Source organism: Pseudonocardia wallangbongensis (genome assembly GCF_054486945.1).
Window position 1 is genome coordinate 16,952 of record NZ_JBRERS010000012.1, and the last position, 18,415, is coordinate 35,366.

Annotated in this window: 17 protein-coding genes; 6 read left to right on the plus strand and 11 right to left on the minus strand. The window is 73.9% G+C overall.

Going from position 1 to position 18,415, the window contains the following annotated elements; all coding sequences use genetic code 11:
- Nucleotides 1–88 precede the first annotated feature (88 nt).
- The 7 genes from katG to ACU436_RS32840 all read right to left on the minus strand — a co-directional run bounded on the left by katG (nt 89) and on the right by ACU436_RS32840 (nt 8,069).
- Complete coding sequence (gene katG, locus ACU436_RS32810) at nt 89–2,329, minus strand: catalase/peroxidase HPI (RefSeq protein WP_459030920.1); 2,241 nt, start codon at nt 2,327–2,329, stop codon at nt 89–91.
- A gap of 103 nt (nt 2,330–2,432) precedes the next feature.
- Nucleotides 2,433–3,872: a purine-cytosine permease family protein gene (locus ACU436_RS32815; protein WP_459030921.1), complete on the minus strand. Its 1,440-nt coding sequence runs from the start codon at nt 3,870–3,872 to the stop codon at nt 2,433–2,435.
- 10 nt (nt 3,873–3,882) lie between these two features.
- A complete protein-coding gene (locus tag ACU436_RS32820; protein WP_459030922.1) occupies nt 3,883–4,281 on the minus strand; it encodes a cytochrome c oxidase subunit 4 in 399 nt (132 codons plus the stop codon).
- Between the two features lie 8 nt (nt 4,282–4,289).
- Complete coding sequence (ctaC, locus tag ACU436_RS32825) at nt 4,290–5,210, minus strand: aa3-type cytochrome oxidase subunit II (RefSeq protein ID WP_459030923.1); 921 nt, start codon at nt 5,208–5,210, stop codon at nt 4,290–4,292.
- A gap of 231 nt (nt 5,211–5,441) precedes the next feature.
- Entirely contained in the window at nt 5,442–6,362 is a 921-nt protein-coding gene (locus ACU436_RS32830) for a carbohydrate kinase family protein (protein WP_459031133.1), read from the minus strand.
- 125 nt (nt 6,363–6,487) lie between these two features.
- Nucleotides 6,488–6,850 carry a HesB/IscA family protein gene (locus ACU436_RS32835; RefSeq protein WP_459030925.1) on the minus strand — a complete coding sequence of 121 codons (363 nt, stop codon included), beginning with the start codon at nt 6,848–6,850 and terminating at the stop codon, nt 6,488–6,490.
- Between the two features lie 97 nt (nt 6,851–6,947).
- Complete coding sequence (locus ACU436_RS32840) at nt 6,948–8,069, minus strand: glycerate kinase family protein (RefSeq protein WP_459030926.1); 1,122 nt, start codon at nt 8,067–8,069, stop codon at nt 6,948–6,950.
- A 33-nt stretch (nt 8,070–8,102) separates the two neighbouring features.
- On the opposite strand from ACU436_RS32840, the gene ACU436_RS32845 reads away from it, so the two are divergent.
- The 4 genes from ACU436_RS32845 (at nt 8,103) to ACU436_RS32860 (ending at nt 11,174) form a co-directional block, all read left to right on the plus strand.
- Complete coding sequence (locus ACU436_RS32845; protein ID WP_459030927.1) at nt 8,103–8,747, plus strand: DUF3043 domain-containing protein; 645 nt, start codon at nt 8,103–8,105, stop codon at nt 8,745–8,747.
- A 14-nt stretch (nt 8,748–8,761) separates the two neighbouring features.
- Nucleotides 8,762–9,271: a bifunctional adenosylcobinamide kinase/adenosylcobinamide-phosphate guanylyltransferase gene (locus tag ACU436_RS32850; RefSeq protein WP_459030928.1), complete on the plus strand. Its 510-nt coding sequence runs from the start codon at nt 8,762–8,764 to the stop codon at nt 9,269–9,271.
- Between the two features lie 155 nt (nt 9,272–9,426).
- On the plus strand, nt 9,427–10,440 hold the full coding sequence (locus ACU436_RS32855) for a nicotinate-nucleotide--dimethylbenzimidazole phosphoribosyltransferase (RefSeq protein ID WP_459030929.1): 1,014 nt from the start codon (nt 9,427–9,429) through the stop codon (nt 10,438–10,440).
- Nucleotides 10,437–11,174: an adenosylcobinamide-GDP ribazoletransferase gene (locus tag ACU436_RS32860; protein WP_459030930.1), complete on the plus strand. Its 738-nt coding sequence runs from the start codon at nt 10,437–10,439 to the stop codon at nt 11,172–11,174. Before ACU436_RS32855 ends, ACU436_RS32860 begins: the two co-directional genes overlap by 4 nt.
- Nucleotides 11,175–11,177: 3 nt before the next feature.
- Here the strand turns inward: ACU436_RS32860 and ACU436_RS32865 are convergent, their stop codons facing one another.
- The 3 genes from ACU436_RS32865 to ACU436_RS32875 all read right to left on the minus strand — a co-directional run bounded on the left by ACU436_RS32865 (nt 11,178) and on the right by ACU436_RS32875 (nt 14,888).
- Nucleotides 11,178–12,293, minus strand: coding sequence for a branched-chain amino acid aminotransferase (locus tag ACU436_RS32865; RefSeq protein ID WP_459030931.1), 1,116 nt, complete (start codon nt 12,291–12,293; stop codon nt 11,178–11,180).
- A 65-nt stretch (nt 12,294–12,358) separates the two neighbouring features.
- Nucleotides 12,359–13,447 (minus strand): glycine cleavage system aminomethyltransferase GcvT, encoded by a 1,089-nt coding sequence (gcvT, locus tag ACU436_RS32870; protein ID WP_459030932.1) that lies wholly within the window; start codon nt 13,445–13,447, stop codon nt 12,359–12,361.
- A 145-nt stretch (nt 13,448–13,592) separates the two neighbouring features.
- Nucleotides 13,593–14,888, minus strand: coding sequence for an APC family permease (locus tag ACU436_RS32875; protein ID WP_459030933.1), 1,296 nt, complete (start codon nt 14,886–14,888; stop codon nt 13,593–13,595).
- A gap of 104 nt (nt 14,889–14,992) precedes the next feature.
- Here ACU436_RS32875 and ACU436_RS32880 point away from each other — a divergent pair, with 104 nt between their 5' ends.
- The gene (locus ACU436_RS32880; protein ID WP_459030934.1) at nt 14,993–16,492 is read left to right on the plus strand and encodes a leucyl aminopeptidase; all 1,500 of its coding nucleotides are present in this window, start codon (nt 14,993–14,995) and stop codon (nt 16,490–16,492) included.
- A 9-nt stretch (nt 16,493–16,501) separates the two neighbouring features.
- Here ACU436_RS32880 and ACU436_RS32885 read toward each other — a convergent pair whose 3' ends face one another.
- Nucleotides 16,502–16,837: an oxidoreductase gene (locus tag ACU436_RS32885; protein WP_459030935.1), complete on the minus strand. Its 336-nt coding sequence runs from the start codon at nt 16,835–16,837 to the stop codon at nt 16,502–16,504.
- A gap of 155 nt (nt 16,838–16,992) precedes the next feature.
- Here ACU436_RS32885 and lpdA point away from each other — a divergent pair, with 155 nt between their 5' ends.
- The gene (gene lpdA / locus ACU436_RS32890; protein WP_459030936.1) at nt 16,993–18,375 is read left to right on the plus strand and encodes a dihydrolipoyl dehydrogenase; all 1,383 of its coding nucleotides are present in this window, start codon (nt 16,993–16,995) and stop codon (nt 18,373–18,375) included.
- Nucleotides 18,376–18,415: the final 40 nt, after the last annotated feature.

The window sequence follows — 18,415 nt, forward strand, 5'->3', positions numbered from 1 at the left end:
GCACCGACCCGATGATCATGCAGCCCCGGGTGCGGGAACAGCCCGAGGTCGCCACAGCCGATTGGCAGCACGGAGTCCCGTTTCGGCACTAACGCCTGATGTCGTAGCGGTCCAGGTTCATCACCTTGTCCCACGCGGCCACGAAGTCGCGCACGAACCTCTCCCGCCCGTCACGGGTGGCGTAGACCTCGGAGATGGCCCGCAGCTCGGAGTGCGAGCCGAACACGAGGTCGACCCGGCTCGCGGTCCACCGGACCTCGCCGCTCCGCCGGTCCCGGCCCTCGAAGGTCTCCGCGCCCCTGGACGTGGGCTTCCACGTGGTGCCCATGTCGAGCAGGTTCACGAAGAAGTCGTTGGTCAGCGACCCGGGCGCCGAGGTGAGGACGCCCAGCGGGGACCGCCGGTGGTTCGCCCCCAGCACGCGCAGGCCGCCGACGAGGACGGTCATCTCGGGTGCGCTCAGGCCGAGCAGGTTCGCGCGGTCCACCAGCAGGTGCTCCGCCGGCAGCCGGTTGCCCTTCCCGCGGTAGTTGCGGAACCCGTCCGCCGTGGGCTCGAGCGGGGCGAACCACTCGACGTCCGTCTGGTCCTGCGACGCGTCCGTGCGGCCCGGGGTGAACGGGACCTGCACGTCGTGGCCCGCGTCGCGGGCGGCCCGCTCGACGGCGGCGCACCCGGCGAGCACGATCACGTCGGCCAGCGAGATCCGCTTCCCGCCGGCCTGCGTGCCGCCCCAGGCCTCCCGGATCCGTTCCAGCCCGGACAGGACCTGGGCGAGCTCGTCCGGCTCGTTGACCTCCCAGGCCCGCTGGGGCTCCAAGCGGATGCGCGCACCGTTGGCCCCGCCGCGCTTGTCGCTCGTGCGGAACGTCGACGCCGACGCCCACGCGGTGGACACGAGCTGGGACACCGACAGCCCCGAGGCGAGGATCTGCCGCTTGAGCTCGGCGACGTCGTCGGCGTCCACCAGCTCGTGGTCCACGGCGGGGACCGGGTCCTGCCAGGTCAGGCTCTCCCGCGGGACCAGCGGCCCGAGGTAGCGCTGGATCGGGCCCATGTCGATGTGCGTCAGCTTGAACCAGGCCCGGGCGAACGCGTCCGCCATCTGGTCGGGGTTCTCGTAGAAGCGCCGCGCGATCGGCTCGTAGGCCCGGTCGAACCGCAGCGCGAGGTCCGTGGTGAGGATCTTCGGGGGGTGGGTCTTCGCCGGGTCGTGGGCGTCCGGCACCGTGCCGGCCCCGCCACCGTCCCTCGGGAGCCACTGCCACAGGTCGCCCGGCGAGAGCTCCAGGTCCCACTCGAACTCGAAGAGGTTCTCGAAGAAGCTGTTGTCCCACCGCGTCGGGGTGGCCGTCCAGGTCCCCTCCAGCCCGCTGGCGATGGCGTCGGACCCCATGCCGGTGCCGTAGCCGCACCTCCAGCCCAGGCCCTGGTCCTCGAGCGGAGCACCCTCGGGCTCGGGGCCGAGATGGCGTTCCGGGTCGGCCGCCCCGTGGGTCTTGCCGAACGAGTGCCCGCCCGCGATCAGCGCGACCGTCTCCTCGTCGTCGAACCCCATGCGCCGGAACGTGTCGCGGATGTCCCGGGCCGAGGTGTACGGGTCCGGGACGGTGAGCGGGCCCTCCGGGTTGACGTAGATGAGGCCCATCTGGTCGGCGGCGAGCGGCCCCTCCAGGTCCCGGACACCGCTGTGGCGCTCGTCGCCGAGCCAGGCGCCCTCCGGGCCCCAGTAGACGTCCTCGTCGGGCTCCCACACGTCCTCGCGGCCCCCGGCGAAGCCGAAGGTCGTGAAGCCCATCGACTCCAGGGCCCGGTTGCCCGCGAAGACCATCAGGTCGGCCCACGAGATCTTCCGGCCGTACTTCTGTTTCACCGGCCACAGCAGCCGGCGCGCCTTGTCGAGGTTGCGGTTGTCGGGCCAGCTGTTCAGCGGTGCGAAGCGCTGCATGCCGGCGCTCGCGCCGCCCCGGCCGTCGCCGACGCGGTACGTCCCGGCGCAGTGCCACGTCATCCGCACCACGAGCGGCCCGTAGTGGCCGAAGTCGGCGGGCCACCAGTCCTGCGAGGTCGTCAGCACCTCGTCGACGTCCCGGGCGAGCGCGTCGAGGTCGAGGGTGGCGAACGCCGCCGCGTAGTCGAAGTCCGTGCCCATCGGGTCGGCGGCAGCCGGGTGCTTCCGAAGGATCGAGAGGTCGAGCCGGTTCGGCCACCAGTCGCGGTTGGTCGCGGGTCGCTGCGGGCGGCTGCGGGGCGCGGCCGGGGCGGGGAGGCCGAGGCCGCCCCCGCTCTTCTCGTCGGCAGCGGTGCCCGCGCTTCGTACATCCGTCATGGAGAAGAACCGCCTTCGGTCCTACGTCACCAGCACCCGCCACCATAAGTACTCGCGCCGGGACGCGTCACCTTCGGCCCCGGAACCATCCCTGGGGAAAAGGTCAGGCCTGCGCCTCCTGCGCGCGCACCGCCGAGCGGGTGCCGGCCCAGGTGGCGAGGAACGCGAGCACCAGGGCCACCAGCACGCCGAGGTTCGCGTACGCCCAGGGGCCCTCGCGGCCACCGAGCGGGCCGAGCAGGTAGCCCTGCCAGGCCAGCCACGCGGCGGTGCCGTTGACGACGAGGCCCCAGCCGAGCAGCGTGGAGACCACCACCACGGCGATCGGGAACGCCCGCACGTCGCCGTAGCGACCGGCCGGATCGAAGAGCGCGGCCTCGTCGTAGTCGCTCCGCCGGAGCGCGACGTCGGCGAGCATCACGCCGCACCACGCCGCCACGGGCACGCCGAGCGTGATCAGGAAGCCCTGGAACTGGCCGAGGAACTCCCCGCCGAGGAAGACCGCGTAGATCGTGCCGAGGATCATGATCCCGCCGTCGATCAACGCGGCGACGTACCGCGGCACCCGCACGCCCATCGCGAGCATCGCGAGCCCGGACGAGTAGATGTCCAGCACCGCCCCGCCGACCAGACCGAGCACCGCCACCAGTGCGAACGGGACGAGGAACCAGGTGGGCACCGCGGCGGTGAGCGCGCCGACCGGGTCGGCGGCGATGGCGTCCGACAGCTCCGCGGACGAGCCCGCGAGCAGCAGCCCGAACGCGAAGAGCACCAGCGGCGCGAGTGCCGACCCGACCGTCGTCCAGACCACCACCCCGTGGCCGGACGCCGAGCGCGGCAGGTAGCGGGAGTAGTCGGCGGCCGCGTTCACCCAGCCCAGACCGAACCCCGTCATCAGCATCACCAGGGCGCCGACGACCTCCTGGGCGGACCCGCTCGGCAACGCGGCGACGGCCGCGAAGTCGACGTCGTCGACGACGAGCAGGATGTAGACGACGGTGAGTACCGCGGTGACCACCGTGATCACCGTCTGCAGGCGCATGATCAGCTGGAACCCCAGCACACCGGCCGCGACGGTGAGGGCCGCCACCACGACGAGCGCCACCAGCAGGGTGCCGGTGCCACCGCCCCAGCCGAGCCGGGAGAACACCGTGGCCGTGGCCAGCGTCGCGAGGGTGGTGAGGACGGTCTCCCAGCCCACCGTCAGCAACCAGGAGATCGCGGACGGCAGGCGGTTGCCCCGCACACCGAACGCCGCCCGGCTCATCACCATCGTCGGCGCCGAACCGCGCTTGCCGGCGATCGCGACGAACCCGACCAGCAGGAACGAGAACACGATGCCGACGAGCCCGGCCACCAGAGCCTGCGCGAACGAGATCCCGAAACCGAGCGCGAACGCGCCGTAGCTCAGCCCGAGTACCGAGACGTTGGCGGCGAACCAGGGCCAGAACAGCTGCCGGGGGCTGCCGTGGCGCTCGGCGTCGGAGATGACATTGATGCCGTTCTCCTCGACGCGGAGCGCCGACGGCTGCCGCTCCGCCACGGTGGTGACGTTAGTGGTCAGCCGGCCTGATGTGGTACTCGAAGACCAGCCCGCCGACGGCGAACAGCAGCAGCACGCCGCCGATCACCAGCAGCCACACGTGCCAGAAGGCGAGCGCGATGCCGCAGAGGGCCGCGCTCCCGGCCACGCCGATCGGCCAGTAGCTGCCCGGGGAGAAGAAGCCCACGTCCCCGGCGCCGTCGGACACCTCGGCCTCCGGGTTGTCCTCGGGACGCTCCTCGAGGCGTCGCGACACGAACCGGAAGTAGGTGCCGATGATCAGCGAGAGGCCACCGGTGAGGAACAGCCCCGCGGCGCCGACGGCCTCGCGGGCCAGCACGGTGTAGACGATCGCCGCGATGAAGAAGAACGCGGTGATGATCTCGAAGATGCGGGATTCGACCTTCATGTCGTGCCTCAGCTCCCCGCGGTGACCGGCTGCGACGCGGCGCGGTGCGTACGTTCGGTGTTGAACGGGTAGGTCGTGTAGGCCTCGGGCGTGCACAGCTGCCCACAGCCGAGCTGCTGCAGCGCCTCACCGGCCGTGTAGGGGGCGCCGGTGGCCGGGTTGACCTGCTGGCGCAGGCCGAGCCACTGGTCGAACTGTGCCGGCGAGATCGCCCTGACCTCGAAGTTCATCATCGAGTGGTACGTGCCGCACAGCTCGGCGCACCGTCCGACGAACGCGCCCTCACGGTCGATCGAGTCGATCTGCCACACGTTGTCCTGGTCGTTGACCTCAGGCATCGGGAAGACGTCGCGCTTGAACAGGAACTCCGGCACGAAGAAGCTGTGGATCACGTCGTTGGACCGCTGCGAGAACTCGATGCGCCGCTCGGTGGGCAGCACGAGCAGCGGGATGGTCTCGCTCGTGCCCAGCGTGCTCACCGGCCGCCCGTCCGGCGTCGGGGCGTCCGGGTACTCGAACTCCCAGTTCCACTGGAACGCCGTGACGTCCACCCGCAGGTCGGGCTCGTGCTCGTCGGTGTCGACGTAGTTCTGCACGTTGACGGTGAACGCGAACAGCACCGCCACGATGATCGTCGGGATCACCGTGAAGGTGATCTCGAGCGGCAGGTTGTACTGCGTCTGGCGCGGCACGCTGTCGTCGCCCTTGCGCTTGCGGTGGAACGCGATCGCCCAGAGCATCGCGCCCCATGTGATCGCGCCGACGACGAGCGCCGCGATCGCCGACCACGTCCACAGCTGGCGCATCGCCTCGGCCTGTGGGGTGATGCCGGCAGGCCACCCGAAGCGCAGGACCTCCTCCACCGAGCAACCGGTGGTGAGCGGGATGACCAGGAGCGCCAACCCGGCCAGCTGGACCACGCGCCTCATCGGGCCCCGCCTCGTCGCTGAGCGACGGTCTCCCCCGCGCTGTGCTCGGCCCACTGCACGCCGCCCTCCTGAACCGTAGCTGCTTCCCGGCCGCCTTCGACCACGCGTAGAGACTAGCCGAGCAGGTTGCCGCGGACCGTCGCGGGTCGGCCGTCCCGTCGGATCAGCATTGTGGCTCCACACTGCTGTTCCGAGCGGCCGAGAACAGCACCGTGGAGCCTCGGTGCGACGTCAGGCGGGCAGCACGGGCTCGATCTCCGTCGCCGCGCCCGGGCCGTAGGCGTCGCCCAGGCGGGTCAGGGCCGCCGCCCGGTCCCACGCCCACTCCTGCGGGCCGTCGGTCTCCAGCACCTGCACGGCGATGAGCGAGCCCAGCTGCGCGGCGCGCTCCAGCGACAGGCCGCCCGACACCGCGGCGAGGAACCCTGCGCGGAACGCGTCGCCGACGCCGGTGGGGTCGACCTTGCCGGTCTCGGGCACCACGCCCACCTTCAGCGTCTGCGGGCCGTGGATCTCCACGCCGTTCTCGCCGTGGGTGGTGATCCTTATCTCCACCTCGTCGGCGACCTGCGCCTCGGTCCAGCCGGTCTTCTTGAGCAGGAGCTCCCACTCGTAGTCGTTGGTGAGCAGGTAGCGGGCGCCCTGCACGAGCCGGCGGATCTCCGGCCCCTCCATGCGGGCGAGCTGCTGCGACGGGTCGGCGGCGAACGGGATGCCCAGCTCGCGGGCCTCGTCGGTGTGGCGCAGCATCGCCTCGGGGTCGTTGGCGCCCACCAGCACCAGCTCGATCCGGTCGCGCAGCGGGGCCAGGGAGATCTCCCGCGAGCGGGCCATCGCGCCGGTGTAGAACGACGCGATCTGGCGCATGTCGTCGTCGGTGGTGCAGACGAAGCGGCCCGTGTTGACGTCCTCGCAGACGAGCACCGCGGAGCAGTCGACGCCGTTGGCCTCCAACCGGGCCCGGTAGTCGCCGAAGTCCGCCCCGACCGCGCCCACCAGGAGCGGCGAACGACCGAGTACACCGAGCGCGAAGGCGATGTTCCCGGCCACCCCGCCGGGCCGGATCACCATGTCGTCGACCAGGAAACTGAGTGACAGCCGGTCGAGCTGCTCGAGGACGATCTGGTCGGCGAACCGACCGGGGAAGTGCATCAGCTGGTCGGTGGCGATGGACCCGGTCACGGCGATAGGCACGGGGAGTCACCCTACAGACGCGTCGGACCCCGGCCGAGGGTCCGGCCGGGGTCCGAAGGGAAGCCGCAGTCTGCTCGCAGAGCTCAGTTGAACGAGTCGCCGCAGGCGCAGGAGCCGCCCGCGTTCGGGTTGTCGATCGTGAAGCCCTGCTTCTCGATGCTGTCGACGAAGTCGATGACGGCACCCTGCAGGTACGGGGCCGACATCCGGTCGACGCCGACCTTCAGCCCCTGGAAGTCGCGGAACAGGTCGCCGTCGAGCTCGCGGTCGTCGAAGAACAGCTGGTAGCGCAGGCCGGCGCAGCCACCGGGCTGGACGGCGATGCGCAGGTGCATGTCGTCGCGGCCCTCCTGATCGAGCAGCGCCTTGGCCTTGAGCGCGGCGGTGTCCGTGAGCTCGATGCCGTGCGTCTCGGTCTCGACGGCGGTGGTGTTGTCGACAGTCATGACTCTCCCCAACTGCGTGCGGCGCTTTCCTGTTCCCAGCCTACCTCCGATGCCCGATCCCGCCCGTGCGCCGGCGGCACCGTGACGCGCGCCACCCTCAGCTCTTGCTCCACTGGCGCGCCACGTGCTCGGCGAGCGCGGAGAGGGTGCCGGCCGGGTCCGCCATCGAGGCCTCCACGCTCCCGGCGTGCTCGGCCACCCCGTAGGCGGAGTCGACGCCCACCGCGGCGGCCTCCCGCCGCCCCACCGACACCTGCCCGGCGAGCACCACGCACGGCAGGCCGCGGTCGGCGGCGCCCCGGGCCACGGCCGTGATGAGCTTCCCGCGCAGCGACTGCCAGTCGAAGCTCCCCTCGCCCGTGATCGCGAGCTGGGCCTTGTCGAGCTCGGTGTCCAGGCCGACGAGCTCGCGCACGAGCCCGGCCCCCGACACCCGGCGCGCACCGCACGCGAGCAGCGCGGCCCCGAGCCCGCCCGCGGCGCCCGCGCCCGGGTCGTCGCGCACGTCCACGCCGAACGCGGCCGCGAGCGCGTCGGCGAAGCGCGTGAGCGCGGCGTCCAGCTCCGCGACGGCGGCGTCGTCGGCGCCCTTCTGCGGCCCGAACACCGCGGCCGCCCCGTGCCGTCCGAGCAGCGGGTTGTCGACGTCCGCGGCGGCCACGAGCCGCACACCCCCCAGCCCGACGGCGCCTTCCAGCCGGGCGCAGCGGGCCAGGGCCGCGCCACCGCCGGGCAGCGGGGCGCCGTCGGAGTCGACGGGCACGGCGCCCAGCGCCGCCAGCATCCCGGCGCCACCGTCGGTGGTGGCCGAGCCACCCAGCCCGATGACGACCTCCGCGACCCCGGCGTCGCGGGCGTCGGCCACCATCTCGCCGACCCCGCGCGAGGTGACCGAGACCGCCACCTCGGGGACGCGGCGTTCCCGCGGCACCAGGTGCAGCCCGCACGCGGCGGCCGACTCCAGGTAGCAGGTGTCGCCGATCCGCAGCCAGCGCGCCGCGACCGGGTCCCCGAACGGCCCCGTGACCTCGCGCTCGTGCCACTCGCCGCCGAGCGCGGCGTGCAGCACCTCGACGAACCCGGTGCCGCCGTCGGCGAGCGGGAGGAGCCGCAGCTCGTCGTCCGGGGCGGTGCGGCGCCACCCCTCCGCAATCGCCTCGGCTGCCGCCGTGGCACTCAGGGTGCCGCCGAAAGAATCTGGAGCCACGACCACTCGCATGTGCCAGACGCTATCGCCCGTAAGGTGACGTGTGTGAGGTTCCTGCGCCGTTCCACGCCGTCGAAGGTCGGCGCCGACTCGTCCGAGTCTGCGGCGCCGGCTCCCACCGATTCCGAGACGTCCGCGCCGAAGCGCTCCACCGGCAAGGGGCGGCCCACCCCGAAGCGCCGCGACGCCGAGGGCAAGCGGCGGGGCCCGGCCGCCCCACCTCCGCGCACCCAACGCGAGGCCGCCCGGCTCGCCAAGGCGAACCGGCCGAGCAGGGACGAGCGCCGCCGCCTCGCGGACGAGCGGCGGCAGCGGATGGCAGCGGGCGACGAGCGGTACCTGATGCCGCGCGACCGCGGGCCGGTGAAGGCCTACGTCCGCGACGTGATCGACTCGCGGCCGCACATCATGGGCCTGTTCATGCCCCTCGCGCTGATCGTCGTGCTCTCGCTGCTCGTCCCGGTGCCGGCCGCCCAGCAGTACCTGAGCCTGTTCAGCCTCGTCGCCCTGTCGGTGATGATCATCGAGGGCATCTTCCTCGGCGTCTCGGTCAGCCGGAAGGCGCGCGAGAGGTTCCCCGACGAGCAGATCGGCGCCCTGTCCACCGGCTGGTACGCGTTCACCCGGGCCAGCCAGCTGCGGAGGCTGCGCATCCCGAAGCCGCGGGTCCAGCGGGGCGCGAACCCCTGACGACCCGGACGCTGGTGCTCGGGGGCACCCGCTCGGGCAAGTCGGCGCACGCCGAGGGTCTGCTGCCCGCCGACGCGCCCGTCCGCTACCTGGGCACGGCCCGCCGCCGCGCCGACGACGCGGAGTGGTCGGCCCGCATCGACGCCCACCGTGCACGCCGCCCCCCGTCCTGGACCACCCTCGAGGACGCCGACGTCGCCGCGGTCGTGCGCGCGGGCGGCGGTCCGCTCCTCGTCGACGACCTCGCCACCTGGCTCACCGGGGTGCTCGACGACGCCGGGGCCTGGGACGCACCCGGCGTTCCCCGGGCCGTCGGCACCGCCGTCGAGGGCCTGGTCGCCGCGGTCGCGGCGGCGCCGGGCCGGATCGTGCTCGTGTCGGCGGAGGTGGGTCTCGGGGTCGTGCCGGCCACCCGGGCCGGGCGCCTCTTCCGCGACGAGCTGGGGGCGCTCAACGCCGCCCTCGCCGCGGTGTGCGACGAGGTCGTGCTGCTGGTCGCCGGCCTCCCGCTGCAGCTGAAGTGAGCGGCGAGCCCCCGGCCCGTCACACACCAACATCCGCGCTCACACACCAACTGCAGTTGCTGTGCCGGCACCGAAGTTGGTGTGCGACCACCTTGTCGCCGGCAGTCGCGGCACCCGACCCTCGAGCGCCGTGGCGCGCGCTGTAGGAACATCCCGTGGAGCTTCCTGCGATCACCGCGCCCGACGTCGACGCCCGGCGGGCCGCCGTCGCCCGCCATGCCGAGCTCGACGTGCCCGACGGGGCGCTCGGCCGGCTCGCCGAGCTGGGTGTCTGGCTCGCCGCGGCGCAGGGCGCCTGCCCGCCGCGGCCGCTCGCCCGCCCGCGGGTGATCGTCGTTGCGGGCGACCACGGGATCGCCGCGGCCGGGGTGTCCGCGCACGCACCGGGCGACACGATGCGCCAGATCGCCGAGATCGGGGAGCGCGCGGCGCCGGTCGGGGTGCTCGCCACCGTCGCGGGGGTGTCGGTGCGGGTCGTCGACGTCGCGCTCGACACCGACGACCCGGACCCGCGCCGGGTCCGGCGCGGCAGCGGCCGGATCGACCGGGAGGACGCGCTCACCGCCGACGAGGTCGAACGCGCGCTGGCCCTCGGGCGGGCGCTGGCCGACGAGGAGGTGGACGCCGGCGCCGACCTGCTGATCCCCGCGTCCCTCGGCGTCGGGGCCAGCACCCCGGCCGCGACGCTGGTGGCCGCGCTCACCAAGACGGAGCCGGTGGCCGTGATCGGGCGGGGCAGCGGGATCGACGACGCCGGCTGGATGCGCAAGGCCGCCGCCGTGCGCGACGCGTTGCGCCGGGCCCGCCCGCACGTCCGCGACCCGCTCGCCCTGCTGCGCGTCGCCGGTGGCGCCGACCTCGCCGCGCTCACCGGGTTCTGCGTGCAGGCCGCGCTGCGACGCACGCCGGTGCTGCTCGACGGGCTCGTCGTGGGCGCCGCCGCGTTGCTGGCCGACGAGCTGGCCGAGGGCGCCAGGGAGTGGTGGCTCTACGCCCAGCGGTCCCCGGACCCGGCGATGGCCCCCGTCGAGGAGCACCTGGGGCTCTCCCCCGTGCTCGACCTCGGCGTCCGGCTCGGTGACGGCACCGGCGCGGTGGCCGCCGTCCCGATCCTGCAGATGGCGGTGCGGCTGCTCGGAGAAGCCGGCCCGGCCGCCGGTTCGGGGTGAGGTCGCTCGCGGTCGCGCTGGGACTGCTGACCGTGCTGCCCGTGCGGTCGCCCGAGCCGACCGGCGGGCTCGGTGCCGGTGCGCTGCGCTGGGCGCCGGTCGTCGGCGCGGCGCTGGGCGCGGGGGCGGGTGGGCTGCTCCTCGGCCTGGCCGCCCTCGGCGTGCCTCCGCTCGGCGCGGGGCTGCTCGCCGTCGGGTTCCTCGCGCTCGCCACCCGCGGCATGCACGTCGACGGGCTCGCCGACACCGCGGACGGGCTGGGCTGCTACGGCCCGCCGGAGCGGGCGCTCGCCGTGATGCGCGAGGGCGGCGTGGGCGCGTTCGCCGTGGTGACGCTCGTCGTCGTGCTGGGTGTCCAGGCCGCCGCGCTGGCCGAGCTGGCATCCACCGGCCCGTCCGCGGTGGCCGCCGCCGCGCTGGCCGCGGCGGCCGGTCGGGCCGGGTTCGGCTGGGTCGCCCGGCGGGGGGTCCCCGCGGCGCGGCCCGGCGGGCTCGGCGCGCTGGTGGCCGGGTCGCAGCCGTGGTGGGCGCCCGCGGCCTGGTGGGGGGCGCTGGCCGCCGCGGGGCTCGCCCTCGGCCCGCGCGCCGCGGTCGGTGTGGTGCTCGGCGCCGCGCTCGTCGCGGCGCTGTCCCGGCACACGGCCCGCCGCTTCGGCGGCATGACCGGCGACGTCCTGGGCGCGGCGAACGAGCTCGCGACGACGGTGGTCCTGGTGGCCCTGTCGGTCGGCTGAGACTCAGGCCGGGACCAGGGTGCGCATCCAGCTGTGCGTGTCGGCGGCGGCACCGCGCTGGATGTCCGTCAGCAGGGCGCGCAGCTTCAGCGTGATCGGGCCGGGCCGGCCCCCGCCGATGACGACCTCGCCCTCGTTGTGCTTGACGCGCCCGATCGGCGTGATCACCGCCGCCGTGCCGCAGCCGAAGACCTCGCTGATCCGCCCGTCGACGGCGCCCTCGAGCCACTCCTGGCCCGACACGCGCCGCTCGGTGACCTGGCAGCCCAGCTCCTTGGCCAGCACGAGCATCGAGTCGCGGGTGATGCCGGCGAGGATGCTGCCGGTGAGCGTCGGGGTGACTACCTCGAGGTCGGGGCCCCCGGAGTCGGTATTGCCGAAGACGAAGAACAGGTTGTTGGAGCCCATCTCGTCGACCCAGCGCCGCTCCTCGGCGTCGAGGTAGGCGACCTGGGGGCAGCCGTGGTGGGAACCCTGGGCCTGCGGCAGCAGCGAGGCGGCGTAGTTGCCGCCGGTCTTGGCCGTGCCCGTGCCGCCGAGCGCCGCGCGCGTGTAGTCGGTGGACAGCCACACGTCCACCGGCGCGACGCCACCCGTGAAGTACGGGCCGGCGGGCGAGGCGATCAGGGCGTACACGTACTCGGCGGCCGGGCGCACCCCCAACCCGACCTCCGTGGCCATCATGAACGGGCGCAGGTACAGCGACTCCTCGCCGCCCGCGGGCGGCACCCACTCGCGGTCGGCGCTCACGAGCTCCTCGAGCGAGGCGAGGAACAGCTCGTCGGGCAGCTCGGCCATCGCCATGCGCGCCGCGGACGACCGGAAGCGGGCCGCGTTGGCCTCGGGCCGGAAGCTCGCGATCGACCCGTCGGGCTGCCGGTAGGCCTTGAGCCCCTCGAAGATCTCCTGCCCGTAGTGCAGCACCATCGTGGCCGGGTCGAGGCTGAACGGCCCGTAGGGCACGACGGCCGGGTCGTGCCACCCCTCGTCGGCCGTCCACCGGATGGTGACCATGTGGTCGGTGAAGTACCGGCCGAACCCGGGGTCGGCCACCATCTCCGCCCGCCGGGCCGCCGGCACCGGGGACGGGTGAGGGGTGCGGGAGAACTCCACGGTCATACCGGACAAGGTACTAGGCCGCACAACGGTCGGACGTCCGACCATCGGTGGACTGGCGCCCCGAACTAGCGGACGTGGGACGGGACGAAGGGCGGCTTCGCGACCACGCAGTCCAGGGCCCTGCCGCGGACGTCGACGGTGACCTGGTCGCCCGGTCCGACGCCGGCGACGGTGTCGATCAGGGCGAGCGCGATGCCTGTCCTGAGCGTCGGGGAGAACGTGCCCGAGGTGGTGGTGCCGACCCGCTGCCCGCCGGCCAGTACGGCCATGCCGGCCCGCGGAACGCCGCGGCCGGTGGCCCGCAGCCCGCGCAGCCGCCGCGCCGGCCCGGCCTCCTTCTCCGCGAGCAGGGCCTCCCGGCCCCAGAACTCGGGCTTGGACCAGCCGACGGCCCACCCGCTCCCGGCCTGAACGGGGGTGATGTCCTCGGAGAGGTCCTGCCCGTGCAGCGGGTAGCCCATCTCGGTGCGCAGCGTGTCGCGGGCGCCGAGGCCCGCGGGCCCGCCGCCGAGCGGCCCGGCCGCGGCCAGGAGCGCGTCCCAGACGCGGGGGGCGTCCTCGGCGGGCACCAGGAGCTCGTAGCCGCGCTCACCGGTGTAGCCGGTGCGGCAGACCCGCACGCCGTCGGCATCGACGAAGGACATGTAGTCCATGTCGGCGACACCGGGCGTCACGCCGACGAGCGCCTCGGCGGCCTTCGGCCCCTGCACGGCGAGCACGGCGACGTCGCGGTGCCGGTCGGTGATGGTGACCCCGTCCGGGGCGGCCGCCCGCAGCAGCTCGGCGACCCGGGCGGCGTTGGCGGCGTTGGGCACGGCGAGCACCTCGTCCGGCCCGACGAGGTACACGATGATGTCGTCGACCACGCCCCCGGACCCGGTGCAGCACAGCGTGTACTGCGCCTTCCCGGGCCCGATCTTCCCCAGGTCGGCGGTGAGGCAGCGGTTCACGAACTCCGCCGCGCCCGGCCCGGTGATCGCGAGCTTGCCGAGGTGGCTCACGTCGAACACCCCCACGGCCTCGCGCACGCCCGTGTGCTCGGCCACGGTGCCGGCCGGGTAGGCCAGGGGCATCGACCAGCCCCCGAACGCGCCGAGGGTGGCGCCGAGCGCGGTGTGCCGGTCGTGCAACGGGCTGGTGAGGAGGTCGGCCACGCGGCGACCCTAGCGATCCGGACCGGAGATCCACCACACAACTCGACGGCCCAGCTCCCCGCTGGCCGCACCGACGAACCGGCCGAGTACGCCCGGTACGAGGCCGCTTCGTCGGCACACCCAGCGGAAACCTGGATCCGCCGATTTATGCACCGGACCCCCGGTCCGGATCGCTGCCGGACGCCGGTGGCCGGCCGCGACCGAGCAGCGTGCAGAGCGTCCACCCGACGGCGAGCACGACGACCGTGATCAGCACCTGGCGGGTCGGCAGCAGCGCGGCGAGCCCGAGGCACATCAGCAGGCCGAGCACCGACGTGACGTGCGGCCAGCTGCGCTCCGCCCGCGACAGCCGCAGCGCGGCCAGGTTGATCACGGCGTAGTAGACCAGCACGGAGCAGGCCGAGAGCGCGATCGCCGCGATCGGTCCGGCCAGCGCCGCGATGCCGATCGTGACGAGGCCACCGGCCACGTCGGCGCGTTGTGGCGTGCCGCGGGCGGAGATCGTGGCCAGGCCGCCCGGCAGCTCCCGGCGCCGGGCCATGGCCAGCGCGGTGCGGCTCACGCCGACCAGCACCGACAGCAGCGCCGAGCCGGCCGCCACGGCCGCGCCGGCGCGGACGAGCACGCCGAGCGCGCTCGTCTCCCCCGCGTCGACCACGGTGACGAGCGGGGTGGCCTCGGTGGCGAGCCGGTCCGTGCCGACCCCGACCATGAGGGCCGCGGCCACGAGCAGGTAGGTCAGCAGCGTGATCCCCAGCGCCAGCCCGACGGCCCGCCGGATCGTCCGGCGGGGGTCGCGCACCTCCTCGCCGAGCGTCGCGACCCGGGCGTACCCGGCGAACGCGAAGAACACGAGCGCGGCGGCGGTGAGCACGCCGAGCCCGCCGCCGGGAGCGGGCACGGGTTCGGCGTCCGGGGTGGCCAGGGTGGCGGCGTCGGTGGGGCCCGGCCCGACCAGCCCGATCACCACCACCACCAGGAGCACCGCGAGCGTGCCCCCGACCAGCGCGTACGCCCCGCGCGTCGTCCAGCGCACCCCGGCGACGTTCAGCACGGTGGCGGCCACGATCACCAGCACGGCGGCCGGCAACGGGCTCGACGGCAGCACGTAGGCGCCGAAGATCCCGGCCGCCGCGGCCGCCGAGGAGGTCTTCCCGACCAGGAACGCCACGCCGGCGAGCCGGCCCGCGGCCGGGGCGAGCCGCTCCCGGCCGTAGACGTACCCGCCCCCGCTCTCCGGGTGGGCGACGGCGAGGTCGGCGGTCGACGCGGCGTTGCAGGCCGCGACGACCCCCGCCAGCAGGACGGCGAACAGGAGGAACGGGCCCGCGGCGGCCGCGGCAGGCGCCCAGACCGCGAACACACCCGTGCCGAGCATGGCGGCCAGCCCGAGCACCGTGGCGTCGGCCGTACCCAGTCGGCGCTGCACGCTCGAGGACACGGCGTCCACCCTTGCACCCGGGCCTGCCCGGTCCGACGGCACGCCGGTGTCATTAGCATCTCGAACCGGTCTCGCCACTCCTTCTCCCGAGAGGACCCCACCGCGTGTCCACCGACCTGCACATCGCGAACGGCTCGCCCGTCACCGCCGACGTCGACGCCGTCGTCGTCGGCCTGCTCCCGGCCACCGACGGCGAGGATCGCCCACGCCTCGCCACGGGCGCGACGGAGATCACCGAGGCGTTCGGCGGGGAGGCCGCGCTCGCCGACCTGCTCGCGGTGGTCGGCGCCACCGGCAAGGCCGACGAGGTCGTGAAGCTGCCCACGCGCGGGGCGATCACGGCGCCGCTGCTCGTCGGCGTCGGGCTCGGCGCGCCGGACGAGGGCGGGGAACCGCACGCCGACCAGGTGCGGCGCGCCTCCGGCTCCGCGGCCCGGGCGCTGGCCGGCAGCGAGCGCGTCGTGAGCACGCTCGGGCGGCTCGACCTCGGCGCGGCCGCCGAGGGCACGCTGCTGGGCGCCTACACGTTCACCGAGTACCGCTCGAACGGCGGCAACCGGGCCCCCGTCGGCACCGTCGGGCTCCTCGCGGAGGACGGACAGGAGGACGTGCTGCGCACCGCCACGGCGGTGGCCGGCGCCGTCCGCACCGCCCGGGATCTGATCAACACGCCGCCCAACGACCTCTACCCCGAGACGTTCGCCGGCCGGGCGCGCGAGCTCGCCGAGGCCGCGGGCGTCGAGGTCGAGGTGCTCGACGACGAGGCCCTCACCGCCGGCGGCTTCGGCGGCGTCCTGGGCGTCGGCGGCGGCTCGTCGCGCAAGCCGCGCCTGGTGCGGCTGCGGTACGCGGGCGGGTCCGAGCCGCGCGCGACGGTCGCGCTGGTCGGCAAGGGCATCACGTTCGACACGGGCGGCATCTCGATCAAGCCCGCCGCGAACATGGACCACATGACCTCGGACATGAGCGGTGCCGCCGCGGTGATCGCCACCACGGTGCTCGCCGCGCGGCTGCAGCTGCCCGTGGCCGTCACCGCCACCGTGCCGATGGCCGAGAACATGCCGAGCGCCACCGCCTACCGGCCCGGTGACGTGCTGCGGATGTACGGCGGGAAGACCGTCGAGGTGCTCAACACCGACGCCGAGGGCCGGCTCGTCCTCGCCGACGCCATCGTCCGCGCGTCCGAGGACGACCCCGACTACCTGGTGGAGACCTCGACGCTCACCGGCGCCCAGCAGGTGGCGCTCGGGATGCGCACGGCGGGCGTGATGGGCAGCGACGACTTCCGCGACCGGGTGGCCGCCCACGCCCGCGCCACCGGCGAGGACGGCTGGGCCATGCCGCTGCCCGAGCACATGCGCGGCGAGCTGGACTCCCGCATCGCCGACATCGCGAACGTCACCGGCAGCCGCTGGGGCGGCATGCTCGTCGCCGGGACCTTCCTCCGCGAGTTCGTGCCGGACGGCCTGGCGTGGGCCCACATCGACATCGCCGGCCCGAGCTTCCACAGCGGGGGCCCCTACGGCTACGTCACGAAGGGCGGCACCGGCGTGCCCGTCCGCACCCTCCACGCCCTCCTGACGGACATCGCCACGAACGGCTGACGGAAGGGGCTACCGGCCTTCGGCCCGCTTGCGGAGGATGCGTTCCCGGGCATCGTGGTCGCGCATCCGCTGCGGGTAGCCGACCAGCTGCACGTCGTAGATCGGCATCGCGAGCGACCGCGCGAACTTCCGGGCCGCGGCCGGGTCGTGGACGCGCCGGCGCGTCCACGCGCCGTCCTTGTCGACCAGCAACAGCGTGGTCTCGGTGACCGTGGTGCGCGGCTCGACGAAACCCTCCACACCTTCGTGCGCGGCGGACCACGCGCGCAGGTGTGCCAGCGCGTCGTCCACGGAGGATCCGCGCGCGCCGATCCGGCCCTTCGTCAGCCTTGCCAGCAGGCCCATCCGCCCCACCTCCCGCACGGCTCAACGCACGAACCCCGCGTTTCGCTCCCGGCCGACCAGGCGCCACGTCCGGCACCCGGTGATGACAAGATGGCTTCGGCGGCGTGACATGCCGCATCCACATCCGTGGCAGCCGATCGATAGGGAGTGCACACGTGCCCGAGCACAACGCGGACCTGGTCGTTCTCGGGGGAGGTTCGGGCGGCTACGCCGCCGCGCTGCGGGCCGCCGAGCTGGGCATGTCCGTGGTTCTGGTGGAGCGGGACAAGCTGGGCGGCACGTGCCTGCACTACGGCTGCATCCCCACCAAGGCGCTGCTGCACGCCGCCGAGGTGGCCGACGCCGCCCGCGAGGGCGACAAGATCGGCGTCAAGAGCTCGCTGGCCGGCATCGACATGGCCGGCGTCAACGGCTACAAGGACGGCGTCGTCGCGAAGCTCTACAAGGGACTGCAGGGGCTCGTGAAGTCCCGCAAGATCGACCTCGTGGAGGGCACCGGACGGTTCGAGGGCCCGAACACGGTGGTCGTCGGTGATGATCGTTACGTCGGCCGGAACGTGGTGCTGGCCACCGGCAGCTACGCCCGGTCGCTCCCCGGCCTCGACATCGGCGGCCGCATCATCACCAGCAACGAGGCCATCCACCTCGACTCCGTGCCCAACCGGGTGGCGGTGCTGGGCTGCGGCGTGATCGGGGTCGAGTTCGCCTCGGTGTTCCGCAGCTTCGGCGCCGAGGTCACACTCGTCGAGGCCCTGCCCCGCCTCCTCCCCAGCGAGGACGAGTTCTCCTCCAAGCAGCTCGAGCGCGCGTTCCGCCGCCGCAAGATCGCGTTCAAGACCGGCGTGAAGTTCACCGGCGCCACGCAGACCGAGCAGTCGGTCACCATGTCGCTGGAGTCCGGCGAGGAGATCGAGGCCGACCTGCTGCTCGTCGCCGTCGGACGGGGCCCCAACACCGCGGGCCACGGCTACGAGGAGGCCGGCATCGCGATGGAGCGCGGGTTCGTGCTCGCCGACGAGCGACTGCGCACCAACCTCCCGAACGTGTACGCCCTCGGCGACATCGTCCCCGGTCTGCAGCTCGCCCACCGCGGCTTCCAGCAGGGCATCTTCGTGGCCGAGGAGATCGCCGGGCTCGCGCCCGCGCCGATCGACGAGGCCGGGATCCCGCGCGTCACCTACTGCGAGCCGGAGGTCGCGTCCGTCGGGCTGACCGAGGCGCAGGCCCGCGAGAAGCACGGCGACGTCCAGACGCTCGTCTACGACCTCGCCGGCAACGGGAAGAGCCAGATCCTGCAGACCCAGGGCGCGATCAAGCTCATCAAGGCGGGCGGCGAGGGCACGCCGGGTCCGGTGGTCGGGATCCACATGATCGGCGCTCGCGTCGGCGAGCTCATCGGTGAGGCCCAGCTCGTCTACAACTGGGACGCCCAGGCCGAGGACGTCGCGGCGCTCGTGCACGCCCACCCCACCCAGAACGAGGCGTTCGGGGAAGCGCACCTCGCGCTCGCCGGCAAGCCCCTGCACAGCCACAGCTGACGCCCCCGAACCCCGAACCGCAGGAAGAGGAGCTCCGACC

Coding starts and splice junctions, on each gene's coding strand:
- katG (WP_459030920.1), bottom strand. CDS start 2,329: ATGACGGATGTACGAAGCGCGGGCACCGCTGCCGACGAGAAGAGCGGG.
- ACU436_RS32820 (WP_459030922.1), bottom strand. CDS start 4,281: ATGAAGGTCGAATCCCGCATCTTCGAGATCATCACCGCGTTCTTCTTC.
- ctaC (WP_459030923.1), bottom strand. CDS start 5,210: ATGAGGCGCGTGGTCCAGCTGGCCGGGTTGGCGCTCCTGGTCATCCCG.
- ACU436_RS32830 (WP_459031133.1), bottom strand. CDS start 6,362: ATGCACTTCCCCGGTCGGTTCGCCGACCAGATCGTCCTCGAGCAGCTC.
- ACU436_RS32835 (WP_459030925.1), bottom strand. CDS start 6,850: ATGACTGTCGACAACACCACCGCCGTCGAGACCGAGACGCACGGCATC.
- ACU436_RS32840 (WP_459030926.1), bottom strand. CDS start 8,069: ATGCGAGTGGTCGTGGCTCCAGATTCTTTCGGCGGCACCCTGAGTGCC.
- ACU436_RS32865 (WP_459030931.1), bottom strand. CDS start 12,293: ATGACCGTGGAGTTCTCCCGCACCCCTCACCCGTCCCCGGTGCCGGCG.
- ACU436_RS32885 (WP_459030935.1), bottom strand. CDS start 16,837: ATGGGCCTGCTGGCAAGGCTGACGAAGGGCCGGATCGGCGCGCGCGGA.